The organism is Parabacteroides goldsteinii (genome assembly GCF_020091425.1).
Lineage (GTDB): Bacteria > Bacteroidota > Bacteroidia > Bacteroidales > Tannerellaceae > Parabacteroides > Parabacteroides goldsteinii.
Genome location: NZ_CP081906.1, coordinates 3,902,645 through 3,918,971 on the forward strand (window position 1 = coordinate 3,902,645; position 16,327 = coordinate 3,918,971).

Here is a 16,327-nt window from a genome sequence, read left to right on the forward strand (position 1 = left end):
TTATTTTATTGTATATCGCACTGTAAGTGTGATGCAAATATAGAGGCTGCCTACCCGATAAAAAATAGCAAAACATTGCTTATTTTGTGGATTATTATTGCAAACGTATTTCACGTATCCCAAAATAAACCGGACCTGCAAACAACCGTCCTAATTAGTATAAAAAGGAACAGAAAGTTTACAAGTCCGGTCTCAGCATATCCGCTTTAAAAGCCTGGAAATAAACGTCAGGGAGACATATTTATCTATGTTCAATATTTTAATTGCAATGTAACTTGCCCGTAAGGTTTCATTGTAAGTTCCCCATTAGTCGACCTTGACGGGCTCTCTTCACGATCACAAATCATAAGACTTTTCGGATCGGCTTTCGGGAAAGAGAGCTTTACAGACTCTTCCTTATCCGACAAAGAACGGAGACGAACAATCAGTTCCTTATCTTTATCCGTACTCTTCAGAATCGTTGTGTATACCCGATCATTACCAATAGCAATAACTGGCTTTACGACCTGAACTTTGTCTGCCGTTGCATAAACCAGCGGCTGTGATTGTTCCAGACCGAATCGGTTAGCCTTTACCACGTCATATCCTTCATGAGGGAATAAGCGGTAACGAAAACGTACGGGACCGTCCTGCGTCAACGGGAAATTAGTGTGCCAATGATTATTCATAACCCAGGAATAGATAGTCGAACTCGGCTCCAGCTTTTTCAACCAATTGCCTTTATCCCCCCAGCCCAAAGCTATATTGGCTGTACGGTTTCCATATTCAAAGAGAGGAGCATCCAACGAGCACCAAGTCACGCCATGAGTCGCATTCGATACGTCCAGCCACCGCTGCATCGCAAGCCAGTTACGGTTACCCTGCGGCCACTGGTCCTTTTCCACTTCCATCACTCCCCAGGGAATATCGACACGGGTCTTTGAGTCCGGCAGATTGAAGGCAAAGCAAAAATGAATGCCGTCTTTCTCCACCAAAGGCAATTTATCCACGACATTGGAGATTTCCACCCACGGCTGGCCTGCCAACAAACGGACAGAACGGGAGACACTCCGGCAACCGGTTGCTTTCGATACCACACGCAGTTCTACAGCCAAAGGACCTTCTTCCACTACGGAAACAGATAATACCGTATCCGCCTGCGGAGCATCCACATTTGCCGGCAACCAGGAGAATGTATTGGCCCCCTCGCCGATATAGTTATATTCAGAACCTTTCTTCAATAAAGAAACAATATTACCGGTTGCCTGGTCCACATGCACCGTCAGACAATCGTTTTCCAGTGTCGTTCCCTCTATTTTGCAACTGCCCGACAAAGAACATTTGCCTTCCACTACCCGAAAATGACGGGAACTCAATGCCGGTACTTCCGGAACATAGAACAACAGCTCACCGGTAGAAAGGCGTTGGGAAAGTACCTCTTTACCATGCTGGTCGACCACTTTATCCCCTTTCAGACTTTCCTTTGCCGTCAGCCGGATCACACCGCTCTGCGGCCATGAATGCGTATTAAAGACAGCAATACCTCCGTTTGCCGGACCTTCCTTAGGCCCCAGTGCCCCATTCGACTTATCTGTGGCAGGAGCCAGCGATTCATCCAGCATATCGATCGAGCGATCTTCGGCTTCATGGAAGTAAGACTGCTTCACTTTCCAGATGGCATCCTGGAAATAAGGTTCGGTCGGGTTCTCGAAGCACCAGGTATGTTCCGAACCTAAAAGGATATAACGCCAAGCCTCATCGAAATCTTCACGTGGAGCTTTCCCGCCATCTGCCAGCATGGACCAGATTGTTTCAGCCTGCGTCAACCGCTCTTTGGCATTTCGGTTTTTGGCGGTCAGGCCGGCTGCCGTACCTAAACCATCCGTCCAGTATTCCGTATAGTCGCCGGATACGACCGGCAACTGGTCTCCATATTTATCCTCTATCATCGACATGATTTCGTGGCCACCACAAATACGAATCTTCGGGTAGGCATATTTTTCATTCCACTCCTTCACCACAAAAGGGATATCGGCATCCAAGGGATTGTTGTCCCACAAGGACCAGGAGAACAAGGCAAAATCGTAGGGGTAATTATCTTTCTCCATAGACTCCAACTGCTTGGTAAAGTCTACATTCGCATATCCGGTACGTATTACTTTCGGAACCTTTTCCGGATCACGCTGGCCGAACCACGGACGTCCCGTCTCTCCGCCTTTTCCCATACTTCCGCTATTGGCATAACTGCCAGGTTGGAAAAACAATACTTTCGATTTTCCATCCGGCCCCAACCACCAAAAAGGCTTACCATCCATATTGGCATGAGCATTTCCCGCCCGGTCGGAATTAGGCCAGGAAATAATATACCGAACTCCCTCCTGTGCCATTACCGGAACAAGTCCCCACGATATACCCGGAATATCGAACTGTTGGAAAACGTCTGCTGGTTGCCCGCTTAACCGCTGCATTTCCCGCGTAAATTTAAAAATGTGGAACATCTCTTCATCTGTACAAATGCTAGTATTCAGGTTCAGATAACTGGCATCCACACACACTTGTCCCTTCTTGATTGCATCGATGACCTCATCCCGCATCTCCGGATTGGATTGCCATAAGCGTTCGAGCGGCCATCCAATTTCAGGGTTCCACACATAGCGGGCACCCTCCGGATGGTTCTTCGTCTCTTCTGCAAGTTTTATCCCTTCAATGATATTATTCTTGTGAAGCTGTTCTACGTTCTTATGCGTATTGGTATATCCTATATCTACGTGAGCATGGTTGTACAGATAAACATTCCAATGACGCATAGGCATAACACTGACTTTTTGCTTATACACCTTATCCGCCCCACGAAGAACCATGGTGACTTCCGACTTCTTCCCTGTAGGTACTGTGGAAGGTAACAGAATTTCAACCTCCGTCGAATCTTTCGCATTCAATGCAAAATGGTTCTTTTCTGTTTTTCCTTTGGCTATCACATCTACGGAAAGCTCTCCTTTCAGTTCCTTTCCTTTCAATTTAACCGTCACAATACGCCCGGGAGTTCCGTCCGCCCTGTAACCGTAGAGAGGACGCACCACATAATCGACCGAAGACGGAACAACATCTGCATAAATCACAGAAGATAATACAGATGCAAACAAACAATAAGCTATTTTCTTTTTCATTGTATTCAATTTAGGTTCTTCCCCTAACTCTAGTTTTGTCTCTGATATTTTATAACTAAATCACCTTTTTTCAACACCAAATTCTCAGTCGTAAGCTCTTCTATCTGCAATGTGTCCGAAAAAGATATAGTCTGGTGGTTACCTATACTTTTACCCGACAACACCAGTTTATCTCCATTTTTCTCCCAAGACTCATAGTGCAGGGTGGCCATATTGATGGAAGTAGCCCTCCCCCCATTCTCTAACGTAACACCTTGTACCATCTCAGGCATACCGGGAACAGGCTCGATCCAGGAACCTTCAATCTGCACACCGCTGCAAGCTGCCAAACCGACTACAGTAAAAAGAGTAAACAAACCTTTTGATATATTCATCATCATAACATCATATTTAAATAATTCAACTTTAAAGCATTTTGAAATGCTTCATACTTATTACTTTTTCCAAACGGTAGATAAGATTACCTTTATCCGACTGCCCGACCTTTACGGACAGACTGCCATCGGGAGATTGCAGCACATACTTACTCTCTCCGCAAGCTGCAACTACCAATAAAATAAACACTGCAAATATTGAATATTTTCTTTTCATCATACGATCTTCCCCTTATTGTAGGCCACACTTTAAGTAAGTTACAAATATAAAGTCCTACCAACCTATAAAAAATAGCAAAATCTTGTCTTATTTGTGGATTATTATTGCTTATTTTATGCTGTGAATAGCGAAATACATGAAAAATGGCAAAAGTAGAACTAGGATTTTCCGGCGAACGTTTCATATATCTTCCTATCCCGATGATCAATCTGATGGAAGATAGTCCACTGACAGGTGACTTGTATCTTTATTCGATGGGATACTTCTCAAGGGCTTCCCATCATTATATTAACCGGCCAACCGGATGCGATGAGTTTCTTTTCATCTATTGTAAGGAAGGATGCGGCTGGATAGAGTTGTACGGGAAACGGCAAAATCTGGAGGCTAACCAGTTCATTATCCTGCCCCGGAATATCCCGCATGCTTACGGAGCCGATGAGACCAGTCCCTGGACGATCTACTGGATTCATTTCCGGGGAAGCAAAGCCCCTCTTTTCTCCAGCCGTTTCGATAAGCCGACGACGGTCTCTCCTTCCGCCCAGTCACGCATTGAAGAACGGCTCGACCTGTTTGAGGAGATTTTCTTTACGCTAAACGAAAGTACCTCTATGGATCATATGCATTACGCCAATCTGTGTTTTGCCCATTTCCTGGGTTCTTTCCTGTTCATCGATGTCTACCGGAATAACTTCCGTCCCAAAGAGTATTCTGAAAATGTGATGAACCGCGTCGTACATTTTATGAACGATAATATCGAGAGTAACCTCAAGCTGGCCGATTTCGCTAATTTCTGCGGATATTCGGAATCATACTTCTACCGCAAATTCGTTAAGGAGACAGGCCACTCCCCTATGGATTATTTCACACGCCTGAAAATAAACAAAGCCTGCAAGTTACTGATCCAGACTGATATGAAGGTGAATCAGATCGCTCACAAGCTCGGTTTTAAAGAGTCTCAATATTTCTCCCGCACATTCTCCAATGTGATGGGGCTTTCGCCGATGGAGTTCAGGAGGCAGAATTTCAGGTTGTAAATATACATTCCTTGCAACAGAACAGTTTCACCGCCACTGCCCCGATCAACAGCCACCCCATCAAATTACCGGCCGTGGTTGCCGGAGGAGGTTCCTCTAATGCGGATTCTGTGGCGGATGGGTCCCCGGCGGACTCCCCGGACGGATGATCGACAAGATCGCGCCGATGGCTGCCAGCGCCACCTCCGTCTGCTTCAGAAGAAGCGACAACAGTGCTATCAGCGCCAGCCACGGGATCGCCTGGGCAGCTGTGCCTCCCTTTCAGGCCACGGGGAAACAGGGCCTGCACCAAGGATAAAAGGAAATTACAAACAATACGAAGTGTTTTCATACGATAAAAATTACTGGTAGAAAATAATCAACACACCGGTGCTTTGATCAGCTTGCCGATCGCAACCGACAGACGGTCGAGCAAATGACAGTAAGCGGTCCGGTTATCGCCGTTTACTTCGCTGATATATTTGCTGTACGCAATTTCATGCGCAAAAGCAGAAGGATAATAACTGACTGCGGCAGCGGCCGGATAAGCCGTAACGATCAGCCGGGCATAATCCAGAAAGCTACTCTGCGTATCGGAATACTTGCGAAAAGGCAATCCGCGCGGGACCAATTCCACCCGGCAACCGTGCCAGAACTCGTTGGACGGGCCATATCCGGTAATACCGAACAGGTTACGATGTAATTTCGCCAGGTTACTTTCATTCCACCCCGACTCGATGGCAGCCTGTGCCAGCATAACGACCGGATTCAGATGGAACCGTTTCTCCGCAGCTTCGGCTTCCGGAAGGAAACGTTTTACAAACTCATATTTTGTCATAAAAAACTCAATTTAGCCGGATAAAACATCATACAAAGCTTGACATTCAAAGAATAATTCACTATATTTGAAACAGTAAATCATTCAAGAAAAGTATATTATGAATACAGAAGAACAGACTACCGAATCCGATTACGGGAAAGAACGGTCATGGGGTTACCAGGAACTGGCTATCCTCTATTTCCCGCATGTCAAACCCGAAAGTGCCTCCAGGCAACTCGCCCGCTGGATAGGGGTCAGCCAGGAACTATTGTCCCAGCTGGCTGTCAATGGCTGGAAACCCGGACGTAAGCTACTGACGCCTAAACAGGCAGCCTGTATCTTCCGCCACCTGGGACCACCGGGATGCTGACAGACCGCATCCCGGCTACGGTGCCTATTCTATTTCCGGGCGATCTCCGCCACCGCTGCCACTCCCCGAATCCGGTTCGTTCTTATCGAGCACCATACGTTCTACCTTCAACTTCTTGGCCAGCTCCAACAGGGTCTTGCCCGGACGGAAGACGACACGCGGCCGCCTCACCAAATCTGTGGTAAACTCCTTTTTCGTAGGCGACCCCTTACTTCCCAACACTGCCTGGAAATAACCCAGGTCACCCAGCTGGATCGTCTGCCCGTCCTGTAACTTCTGCTTTACCACAAACAGAAGCCCGTCGAGCACCAGCTTCACATCTCCGGCGGTAGCTGCCGAACGGTCGGCAATGATTTCACACAAACCAGCCAGGTCACACATTCCATTCGAACTGCTCGCTGCATAAAACAACTTTGCATCGGCTGCCGCCCCTTTGGTCATATCCTTCCGCAATACCAATCGATACTTTACTGACATAATTTTACGATTTAAAAAGTTACTGAATCTGTTTTACTCTCTCTTGTAATATTACATCGTAAAGATACGCCCCGGCGGAAAGGCGCAGTCCGTCATTGTCGGTGGCTGTCGGTGGTTGTACTTGTTTGTCGGTATTTCTACTTGTTTGTCGTATTTGCGAGATAATCGGTATCGGCAATCCCAGGAGAACGCAAAGCGTTCTATGAAAGGCCTCATCTGGTGAGCGTCAAGCGAAGCATCCGGTAACATTCACTGCAACCACCTCCTCTCCACCACCGGCGTTCGCTGGAGGTCTTCCCCCAGGCGGACCAGCAGGGATATATGGCGGGAAAGGTCTGCCAGCAAGGCGGGACGGAAGCCGTCGGCAGGCGTTGCCGCCCGAAGCTGTCCGTTCAGGCAGGCGGTTTCGCTCAGGATACGTTCTTCGTAATATTCCAGGCGGAAATGTCCGGCCAGTTCATGGCAGACCGTACCTTCCTCTTCACTCAACAGGGATGCCGGTACTCCGGCCGGAAGCGGTAGCTCCGGAAGAAGAACGGAAAGGATTTCCGCCAACAGGGATTCGGGGACAGGCAGGTCGGAAACAGCCACACCCTGCGCCGTGAAATGCAATAAATTCCGATACGGCTCCGAGGTAAACGGCAGATCGTCCTCCTCCAGCATCCGTTCCATATGCGAGGCGACTTCGGGATATTTCAGGCAGAAAGCCAGCAGACGTTTCTCCCCTTTCCCCACCTCTTCCGTAAGCAATCGCATGTACCGGTTAAAACCATCACGCCCCAGCCGGCGGAACAACTCGTCGGCATCCTTCGCCGTAGGCAACAGCAGGCTGTCCAGGGATAAGCCGCCGGGAGGTTGCGCCAACAAACGCTCCGTCGCCGACCACCCGGCCGGATCATTATCCAGCAAAAGGACCGCCCGTCCACAAAAACCACGCAACACCTCCGCCTGTCTTTCCGTAAAGGCCGTACCGCCCAAGGCCACCGTATTCGTCAACCCCGCCGCATGCATCGCCAACGTATCCTTATACCCTTCGGTCAGGTAGGCAAACCCTTCCCGGCGGATCGCCTCCGCTGCCCGGTGGATACCGTACAACATCCGGCTCTTGTCAAACCAAAGGCTGTTCGGACTATTCACGTATTTAGGCTCCTCCTCCAAAGCCGCCATCGGACGCCGACCGCCGAAACCGGTCAACCCGCCAGCCGCATTATAGATGGGAAAAACGATACGGTTACGCAGGTAACGATAGTCATCGGGTACAAACGCCGTTGCCTGCGCCACACCGAAGTCGAGCCAGGTAGCCGACAATTCCGTATGGCCCGAAGCACAGGGGACCAGGGAGGATAAAAAACGGACATTCGCCTCCATCCCCTGTTTCCGGGCAAGCACCTGTTCCGGGGTCGCTTCCGGAGTCGGCTCAGGCACAGTCTGCTTCGTCCGCTCCTGTACGTTCCGGGTTGCCGGTACCGCTTCGGCACGGCTATCCCCGCCCAGGCGCTTCACCGCCTCGGCAAAGGAGCAATGCTCCAGCCCCATCACCAATCCGACCACATCGCCTCCCGCCCCGCAGGCATGGCATTTGAAATACTGTCCGCCCACATGGATGCCGAGCGAAGGATGATGGTCGTCGTGGAAAGGACAAAGCATCTTGTAATTGGCACCGGAACGCAGTAAGGTGCCGTAGCGTGCCGCCACCCGTTCTATCGGATTGGCGGCTTTCAGTTGTTGCATATTCATGATCTTATTTTTTATACGGATAAATCTGTGTCAGGCTGTCGTTGTAACGGAAACGCACTTCGCCGGTGCCGCCGTTACGGTCTTGATGACGAAAAAGCGGCCCACATGATAGAATGATTCACGGGTAACAGGGTCACTCAGTTCGCCATACTGTTCCGGACGGTAAACCATTGCAATACTGTCGGCGATCTGTTCGATCTCACCCGAGTTGCGCAGGTCGCTCATCATCGGGATATGGTCGGTGCGCGTTTCACAATTACGGTTCAGCTGTGCCAGGACCAGGCAAGCGACGTCCTGTTCCATCGACAACGTCTTCAATCCGCCCGCCACCTCGCCCAGGGCCAGGTCCATCGTGTCCTTCACCTCTCCCCGGTCGGCACTGACGTTGACCAGGTTCAGATAATCCACGATCATCAGGTCCAGCTTATGCTTGCGGTTCAGCACCATGCATCGCGCCCGTATCTCCGCCAACCCGCAACCGCTGCAATAATTGAGGAAAAGAGGCAGCTTGCGCAGTTCGGCTGCCGCCTTATCCAGCCGCTGCTGGTCATCGGCATCCATCAGTTTAAAACGCAGCTTGTCCGGTTCCACGCCGCTCAACGTACACAACAGGCGGCTGATCAGCTGGCGTTCGGTCATCTCCAGGCTGAAGAAACAAACCTTCTTTCCCTGTTGAGCCGCCGCCAACGCCATGTGAAGGGCCAGCGCCGTCTTTCCCATCGACGGACGCCCGGCGAGCACGAGCAGTTCGCCGCGATAAAGTCCGCCCAGATAATGATCGAACTCGTCGATGCCGGTAGTGATTTGCAATTGCTCGCCTGCACGGCGCCGCTCCTGCTCGTCATAAATCTCCGCCAGCACCCGGTCGCCCACTTCGGCCGCCGTGCGGGTAGTGCTATGCACGGCAAATTCCTCTTCCAGCTTCTCCAGGTCCTTACGCGAAGCATTGAGCCATGCCATCACGTCGACACCCGGTTCACGCGCTTCGACCATACGCGCAGTCATCCCGGCAATGGCCTGTCGCAACACCCAGCAACGGATCACCCAGGCGGCATACGTCTTGATGAAACGGGCATTGCGCACCTTCAACATGCCATCGGCAATAAAAGCCAGCCCGTTCAGTTGCGTGGCATGCTCCGGGTCGATCCGTCGCATCTCCCGTTCCACACTCAGCATATCGATATCCGCCTCATGCTGGTAAAGCGCCAGCATCGCCCGGTAAACCAGGCAATAAGCAGGATTGGTAAACATCTCCGGACGCAGACGGTTGCCCACTTCGCAAATGGCAGTGCTCTGCGTCAGGATGGCCAATACGACGGCCTGTTCCATCTCTTCGGACGAAGGCATCCCATTGTCTGTACTCATGTAATTGCCGGCTGCGACACTGACTGTCTTTGGCTGTCCGGCGTTTTTCGGTTGTTCGTTTTTCATGATTCTTTATCTTTAAATCTGTTATAATTCGGTCGGCCGGCAGGCGGAATACGAGGCTTCGCCGGCTTGGCGGGAGGCGACTCTTTTCCGTCGGAAGCGGGAACATCTTTCGGAACTCCTTCCGGAGGAAATTGCACGAAGGTAAAATGGCCGTCGTAGCGTATACGGATGTTCCCCTCTTCTGCCAGCAGCTTGATCAAGCGGCTGATCGTTGTCCGCGCCACCCCGGTCTTCTGTTCCAGCTGCCGGTAGGTGGTCACCCACTCCACTTTACGGCAAGGCATCCGCTGCCCGTTGACTACGATCTCGCCGTCCGCGAAATAAACATGTTTCAGCAAACAGAGGTAAATACGTGCCTTGTTACGCCGCTCCGGTTCATCGGAGTAAAAGTCGTCCAGCCAATAATTGGGGACGCACAAAAAACCTTTCTTTCTTTTTCCAGAGTTAACACTCTGATAATCTTCACCTTTCATCTCTTGCGATTTAAGTTAAACAATCATGTTACAGTCTGGGACAGTCACCTGGACAGGGACGGGACAGCATCACAGTTGCATAAATATCTCATTTTCAAACACTCAACCCTACACAGACGAAACCTTTGGGACAGTCGTGGGACAGTCGGCGGGACACTCTTATTAATATATAAAGAATATCTTATATAAAGACTCTTATAAAGGTTTCCTCTTTCATCGTTTAAAAGATCACAGAGGCAAAGGTAGTAAACGGGAAAAGGCAAAAGAGTATAATTATATTGCAGCTAAGACCGTAAAAAAGAAGGTATCCGAAAGAAAAACGGCCGTTTTTAACTTACTGTTTACTGTTGATTATTTTATGTACAGACCGGTTATTTGTCCTTGTATGATTTGATTTTTTTATACAGTATACTTTCCCTGAGGGTATTGGCGCGCAACTTTCTCTGGAAGGTCGACAAGGAGAATTTCGTTTTGAAAACGGCATTAAGATTTCGGCCTAAATGATCTGAAGAACAATCTATTACCCCTAAATCCAGGGTAGCGTGCATCAGGTCGATTAAAAATTCCGGTTGTCTTACCGGGATCAGTTGATGATCGAAAACCAGGTGTGAACAGCCGCAGTCTCCGGCGATCTGTTGTCCATAGGTTTCAAAGAAAAGGTTCGTGAAACGTTGCTTCAACTCGTTCTTTTCCTCATGCGTTTCCAGCAGGAAACGCGCGCATTCCTGCAAAAAAGTCATATTATTATCCATCATTTCTACATGTATTTTAAACTGCTTGAACGAGCGATAGTACCCGCCACAAAGATGTGTAATTTGCTTTTCCATTCGACTAATTTATTATAGCCTTTTTCTTCCGGAGCCCTTACCGAATAAAGGTACAAGGCAATTACACAACTTGTCCGGATTTTTGTTGACAATTTGTTGACAAATGCGACAAGGCGGATTTGAGAGGCAACAATATGGTCTAATCGGTTGTAACACAGTAGTGCTGATACAAGTAGGACTATAGTGCTGCCTTATCCGGCACTATAGTCCTGTTTTATTAAAAACCACGATTTTATCGAGGGAAACGGGTTACCGGATTGCCCGAAGAACATAAAACCGGAATCTGTATATTAAACGAACTACCATCTTTCTTCTGATTTAACGGGGTGATGGAACAGGCGGAATAAAGGACTATAGGGTCATCGTTTTCATCTAAAAACAATTGGGGACGTTCGAGACGGTCCACATCGACATGTTCGCCATTCTCCAGGATAATCTCCTTGTTCATAAATAAAGAGTGCTCGGGCAATTCCCAATGAAGGCCGTCTTTTGAATACATGATAGCCAGACCGGGCTTACCTTGGGTAAATCCTCCGGTAAAATCTTTGAAGACAGCATAGAAGCATCGGTCTTTGCGGTGATACCAGACATACGGGTCTTCGGCATTCAATTTCTGATCCGTACCTGTTTCAAATTCAAAGACATTATCGTCCAATACCCGGAAAGGGCCGGCGGGTTCGTCGGAGATGGCCACACCATGCACACCACGCCAGCCGGGGTCATAGACATTCCCTTTAAAATAAAGGAAATATTTCCGGTTTGCCGGACAATAGACGACAGCCGGATTCACCATGATAAGGTTATCCGGTTTCACCGCTGTTCCTTCCGGCGACGGTTCCAACACATTATTCGGTTTTACCCGCGAACGGGGAATAAGCAACGGTTGTTCGTTACAGGTATATTTACCCTCCAGCAATTCTTTTATGGAGTTAAAACACAGCACTCCCAATTTCTGGTTTTGCTGGATACGGTCCCTTTTACTCAGCGTTCCTTTTATACGGGCATTCTCTCCGGGGTCTACCGAACCGCAGTAATACAGGTAATATTTCCCGTTAAAGCGCTTGATATGTGTATTCGAAACGGTCTGGGCATCCCACGAACTCCGGTCCGGAGTATAGCCGTCCTTATTATAGACAAAACCAATATTTTTGTATCCCCCATAAGGAGAATCGGAAACAGCGACCCCTATCTTCGACCCTAACAGCCAGGCATCGACAAAAGGCGGATGTCCGGTTCCCGACTCCATGGCAGAATAAAACAGATAGTATCTTCCATCCTCTTCCGCCCGGATAGCCGAACCGCACCAGACAAAATGGCTCTCCAGCGAAAATGCCGAAAAACCGACAGGAAACTCCGAATCTCCACGCTGCACAACCTCCATGTCGACAGGTCCGGCCTGGTAAGAGCGTTGAGACCAGTCTTCCGGCAAACTACATCCCATCTCTTCAAAAGGAAGCGGGCTGAAATCATAAATATATTTATATACCGCCGCATCCGGTAAAAATCCTTTTATGGGGTCATCCGGGTCTTTAAAGCCTGGATTCAGGTTTGTAATGTAATTGTTCGACCATTCAGCCCAGGCCGGCTGGCCATTTAAAATGCGTTTCACCTGGAAAAACAAATTACTACTGATTTGGTTGCCACGCGGTATACGGGGATTATTTTCCCAATAACCGGCCAGTAAAGGATAGGCAGTCACATAAGGAGGTTGGTCGTAATGAACCGTGTTCAGGCGTTGCTCGAAAATTCCTCCTTTATCCATTGTCGCTTTGCTCCATCCCTCCATCCGGTTGTCGATATGAAAGGCTTGGGGGACATCTACAAATATGTTGTTTTTATAGATATTATCGTGTCCTCCACCAATCAGGACCGGTATGGTTCCCGCCTTATAATACAGGCAGCCGAATACCTCCATGCCACAGGCTCCGTCATCGTGATACGTAGCAGAAACCCTATGTTCGGATTTCATGTGATGCAAATAACAATAGCGGACAAGCATACCGCGTTCGGAAGGGTCGCGCCCGTAATAAATCGCTCCCTGGTCGTCTACTTCCTGGCAGACATGATGGATATCGCAATATTCGATTATGTGGTCGTTTCCGTTAAGCAGGATAGCCATGCTGGGGGCATCGTAAATTTCGCAATGGGAGGCTTTGTTTCCAACACCGTCCAACGAAACACCCGCCCGGTAGGAGCGTTCTATGCGGTTAAAGTTGTAAATACGGCAGTTCTCCACGTAATTGAATGCCGGGGTAAGCGTCGCACGCTGGCCTCCACCCACACTGACACCTCCGGAACCCAACTGATAAAGCAGGCAATTACTTACCCCGTTATAACGACCAGCTTTCCGGTCAAACAGCCGGTCGTCATAAAGACGTGAGCTTAAATTACCGATAACAGCCGGCACACCTTCGGGATTCGACAAGTCTGCGCTATGCCGGGGTTCAGACAAGTCATCAGCCGGCATATCTCCCCGACCGATACTGACACCGACATACCCCAGGTTACGAATTACACAGCTATCCACTTTCATATATTCCGACTGTTCGATGTAGACACCCATTCCACGCGAATACTCGAGTGTCACTCCCTGCAAAGTTACATTCCTGCACCCCTCAAAGGCAAACAACGGAGTCCCTAACAGACTAACCTGGATCTCCCGGACAGGTTCATCCGGCGGAAGCAAATAGATTTTTCCTCTTTTCCGGTCTATCACATATTCACCAGGAAGGTCGATTTCCTCCACCAAATTCAAGGCATACCAACGGCGGAAAGGAGCATCGGTCTTAAAACCGTATAAAGTGGCTTGGGCAGCCGTTACTGTTTTACGTTCCGGGTCTATAGCTTTTACCGGTAACAGATCATCGGCATATCCGTAAGCAAAATAGCCTGCAATCCAGGCATCTTCCACCGACTTCCATTCCGACGGACGTTGCTCGGCATACTCGAACACGGGGTCTCCCAAACCATATTTCTGTTCACGTGGTATATCGCCGGTACAATGTACCTTTCCTATCAGTACCGTGCTGTCGTTGGGCCATCGCGCGATATGCTGCGGCTGACCGTTAATAAACAGTTCGCTCCACGACGGCAAAGCCGGACGGCCAAAGCCTTTTGGAGTCAGTCCGGTCAGCGTATATCCCAGCTCCTGCAAGTTTATCTCCCGTACCTGCTTCCTCACTTCGGGCTGCAAACGCCCGGACACCTCCGGTTCCGATACGGGGCGCAGATGTTTCGGCTGCAATTTTATACTGCCGGTAAAAGAGACCTTTTCCCCTTGATAAGGAGCTATCAGCAGGTTGGAATACCCTTTTACATCAATCGTCCGGCCGAGAGGATACATGCCCTCCCGGATACGAATTTCGACCGAATCGCCGGCATACCGGGCGGCTTCCGACAAGGCACGTTCTACCGTAGCAAAGGGAGAATATAAACTCCCCCGGCCTTTATCATTCCCTTTCGGGGAAACGATAAGGATCTGCTTTGCTTCTGCAAAGGTTGCAAAGAACAAGAGGGCAACACAAAGGTGGACAAGTTTATGTTTTTCGTAATTCATATCTTATATCAAGATAAAATGTTACTATATATTATTTTGAACAGTCTTTCTCATCAGGCAATAAATATACCCGGACCTGCTGTTTCGCTGCTAACTTCAAATCCGTATCAAATCCAATAAGCGAAATACCCGGATTGGGAGAATCATAACTATAATCAGACTGAGCCTGTGAGATATTCCATTTAATCTCTTCCGGGCCTTCCACTTTCAGATATAGCTTCTTCCCTTCTTTCTCGAGCAACATAACATGGTCGGAAATAACCTTTGCCGAAGCCGGAGTAACCATAGTCCAGGTCAACTTGGTAAATCGATTGCCTGTCTCTATCGAGTCTTCTATCACAACATATTGCCTATCGACCAACGATACAGACCTTTTTACACTTTTCACCTGGTCCCTATATACCGGGGTGAGATCAGATGCTACCCACATACTATCTATCGTATCCGAATAGGAGGTAATATGAGCCGCACCATCGACACGTTGCTTCTTATGATTGAATGTCAATGTGCTATGTGCAAAATTATTATAACGGAACACATCCCAGCGTTGTGCATCCTGTGCATTACTCCACAACTGGATTCCACTTTTTTCAATACGGTCATAATCATCAAACCCCAAATCGATTGCCCAAGGGATGCCATTAGCCTCAAAAACAAAGCTACCGACATCCATATGACCGTGGTTAATGGAAGGTGAACCTAACTTTACTCCTACAAAAGCAGCCGACGATTCATTCCAGGAAGAACGCATCACACAAACAGGATTATCTCCTTGTGCCTTCCAAAACAACTTTTCCGGTTTCCGAGGCTCTGCCAAAGAGGCCGATGCTCCCCATATCAACATAGCCGGGGCCAATCGATTTTTTTGTATCTGCCGGCGTCCGTTATCCGGATACAACCGAGATTGATTGTATAAAAGCGTTTTATCTTTTGTCTTGTCGTAAAACCAATAGACAGCCGGCATCAGGAAGGCTTTCTCCCCATTATCAGAATAAGAGAAATTTCTTAAACAAGGAGTAACCATTTGCAGACAATATTCACCGGATTCCAAAAATCCGGGTAATTCACTCAACCCGTAATCTGTGCCGAATATCTTTTCTATTGCACTAATAAATAAAGCATTGAAAGATGTACCATAATCCCAGTAAACAATTCCTTCCGGATAAGCTCCGTCCGGAGCATAATGCTTCATCGGATTCCTGATTTTCTCCACTGCACGATTGACTACTTTTCGCGCCAACTCCGGTTCTTTCTCCCATATAGCCAACGCACCATAAGAGACACCAGCATGACAGACCTGATTCCAATTATTAACCGCATTGACAAACCAATTATATTTAGTATTGAACGAAGGTTTCAACCCCTTTTCGATAATGGCTGTTGCTATTATTTCTTTCGACTTTTCCGCTAACCGGTCATAAAGCCAGTCGTAACCGATAGCCAACGCCATTGTCATTTCACCGACATCCAGAAAATGCTGTGGATTCCAGTCCGGAAAGGAAGCAGCTTGTAACATTTCGGCTTCTGCACGTTTAGCAAACCTTACATTGCCAGTCATCCGGTATGCATAACTCAAGATAAATATCCGCCTGAGGTTGTCTCTTGAAACATCCAGTAAACGCCAACCGATAATAACACATTCATTCAAGGGCTGCTGTATGATAGAATCAGCTTCTTCCAAAAGAGCCATATGGACATCCGTCCATATAGCATCTTTTCTAATCTGTTTCTTCAGTTCTTTCTCTTCTCCCTTAGGCAATAAAATACGGGGATGCACAGATAATTTATCTGTTTTACCCACATATTCTTTCTGTGCCGACAAGACTCCCGGCATACAGAGAAGCAATATATGGCAAATGATGATACGTAATCTCATCTTTTTA

At 48.4% G+C, this 16,327-nt stretch carries 14 protein-coding genes; 2 read left to right on the forward strand and 12 right to left on the reverse strand.

The features are described from left to right. Nucleotides 1–251: 251 nt before the first annotated feature. The 3 genes from K6V26_RS17135 to K6V26_RS17145 are packed head-to-tail and all read right to left on the reverse strand — an operon-like array spanning nucleotide 252 to nucleotide 3,740. Nucleotides 252–3,146, reverse strand: a complete 2,895-nt coding sequence (locus K6V26_RS17135; RefSeq protein WP_195585758.1) for a glycoside hydrolase family 38 C-terminal domain-containing protein — start codon at nucleotides 3,144–3,146, stop codon at nucleotides 252–254. Between the two features lie 29 nt (nucleotides 3,147–3,175). Further along, nucleotides 3,176–3,526 (reverse strand): lipocalin-like domain-containing protein, encoded by a 351-nt coding sequence (locus tag K6V26_RS17140; protein WP_224263398.1) that lies wholly within the window; start codon nucleotides 3,524–3,526, stop codon nucleotides 3,176–3,178. 25 nt (nucleotides 3,527–3,551) lie between these two features. Next, nucleotides 3,552–3,740 (reverse strand): hypothetical protein, encoded by a 189-nt coding sequence (locus tag K6V26_RS17145; RefSeq protein ID WP_010802077.1) that lies wholly within the window; start codon nucleotides 3,738–3,740, stop codon nucleotides 3,552–3,554. A 143-nt stretch (nucleotides 3,741–3,883) separates the two neighbouring features. Between K6V26_RS17145 and K6V26_RS17150 the strand changes: the two genes are divergently transcribed. Then, a complete protein-coding gene (locus tag K6V26_RS17150) occupies nucleotides 3,884–4,774 on the forward strand; it encodes an AraC family transcriptional regulator (protein WP_010802076.1) in 891 nt (296 codons plus the stop codon). Here K6V26_RS17150 and K6V26_RS17155 read toward each other — a convergent pair. Then, nucleotides 4,764–5,006, reverse strand: coding sequence for a hypothetical protein (locus K6V26_RS17155; RefSeq protein WP_224263399.1), 243 nt, complete (start codon nucleotides 5,004–5,006; stop codon nucleotides 4,764–4,766). The two genes, K6V26_RS17150 and K6V26_RS17155, sit on opposite strands and share 11 nt — an antisense overlap. A 126-nt stretch (nucleotides 5,007–5,132) precedes the next feature. Further along, nucleotides 5,133–5,591, reverse strand: coding sequence for a glucosaminidase domain-containing protein (locus K6V26_RS17160; protein WP_010802074.1), 459 nt, complete (start codon nucleotides 5,589–5,591; stop codon nucleotides 5,133–5,135). Between the two features lie 100 nt (nucleotides 5,592–5,691). Between K6V26_RS17160 and K6V26_RS17165 the strand changes: the two genes are divergently transcribed. Beyond that, entirely contained in the window at nucleotides 5,692–5,943 is a 252-nt protein-coding gene (locus tag K6V26_RS17165; RefSeq protein ID WP_224263400.1) for a DUF4248 domain-containing protein, read from the forward strand. Between the two features lie 24 nt (nucleotides 5,944–5,967). Here K6V26_RS17165 and K6V26_RS17170 read toward each other — a convergent pair whose 3' ends face one another. From K6V26_RS17170 to K6V26_RS17200, 7 genes are all read right to left on the reverse strand, one after another. Continuing rightward, nucleotides 5,968–6,420, reverse strand: coding sequence for an HU family DNA-binding protein (locus K6V26_RS17170; protein WP_224263401.1), 453 nt, complete (start codon nucleotides 6,418–6,420; stop codon nucleotides 5,968–5,970). A 249-nt stretch (nucleotides 6,421–6,669) separates the two neighbouring features. Then, on the reverse strand, nucleotides 6,670–8,157 hold the full coding sequence (locus K6V26_RS17175) for a CHC2 zinc finger domain-containing protein (protein WP_224263402.1): 1,488 nt from the start codon (nucleotides 8,155–8,157) through the stop codon (nucleotides 6,670–6,672). 30 nt (nucleotides 8,158–8,187) lie between these two features. Next, a complete protein-coding gene (locus K6V26_RS17180; RefSeq protein ID WP_224263403.1) occupies nucleotides 8,188–9,588 on the reverse strand; it encodes a replicative DNA helicase in 1,401 nt (466 codons plus the stop codon). Next, nucleotides 9,585–10,061, reverse strand: coding sequence for a helix-turn-helix domain-containing protein (locus K6V26_RS17185; RefSeq protein WP_224263404.1), 477 nt, complete (start codon nucleotides 10,059–10,061; stop codon nucleotides 9,585–9,587). The genes K6V26_RS17180 and K6V26_RS17185 overlap by 4 nt, the downstream gene beginning before the upstream one ends. 371 nt (nucleotides 10,062–10,432) lie before the next feature. Then, nucleotides 10,433–10,888: a hypothetical protein gene (locus tag K6V26_RS17190; protein WP_007654721.1), complete on the reverse strand. Its 456-nt coding sequence runs from the start codon at nucleotides 10,886–10,888 to the stop codon at nucleotides 10,433–10,435. 232 nt (nucleotides 10,889–11,120) lie between these two features. Next, the gene (locus tag K6V26_RS17195) at nucleotides 11,121–14,444 is read right to left on the reverse strand and encodes a right-handed parallel beta-helix repeat-containing protein (protein WP_224263405.1); all 3,324 of its coding nucleotides are present in this window, start codon (nucleotides 14,442–14,444) and stop codon (nucleotides 11,121–11,123) included. Between the two features lie 31 nt (nucleotides 14,445–14,475). Continuing rightward, entirely contained in the window at nucleotides 14,476–16,320 is a 1,845-nt protein-coding gene (locus K6V26_RS17200; RefSeq protein WP_224263406.1) for a heparinase II/III domain-containing protein, read from the reverse strand. Nucleotides 16,321–16,327 lie beyond the last annotated feature (7 nt).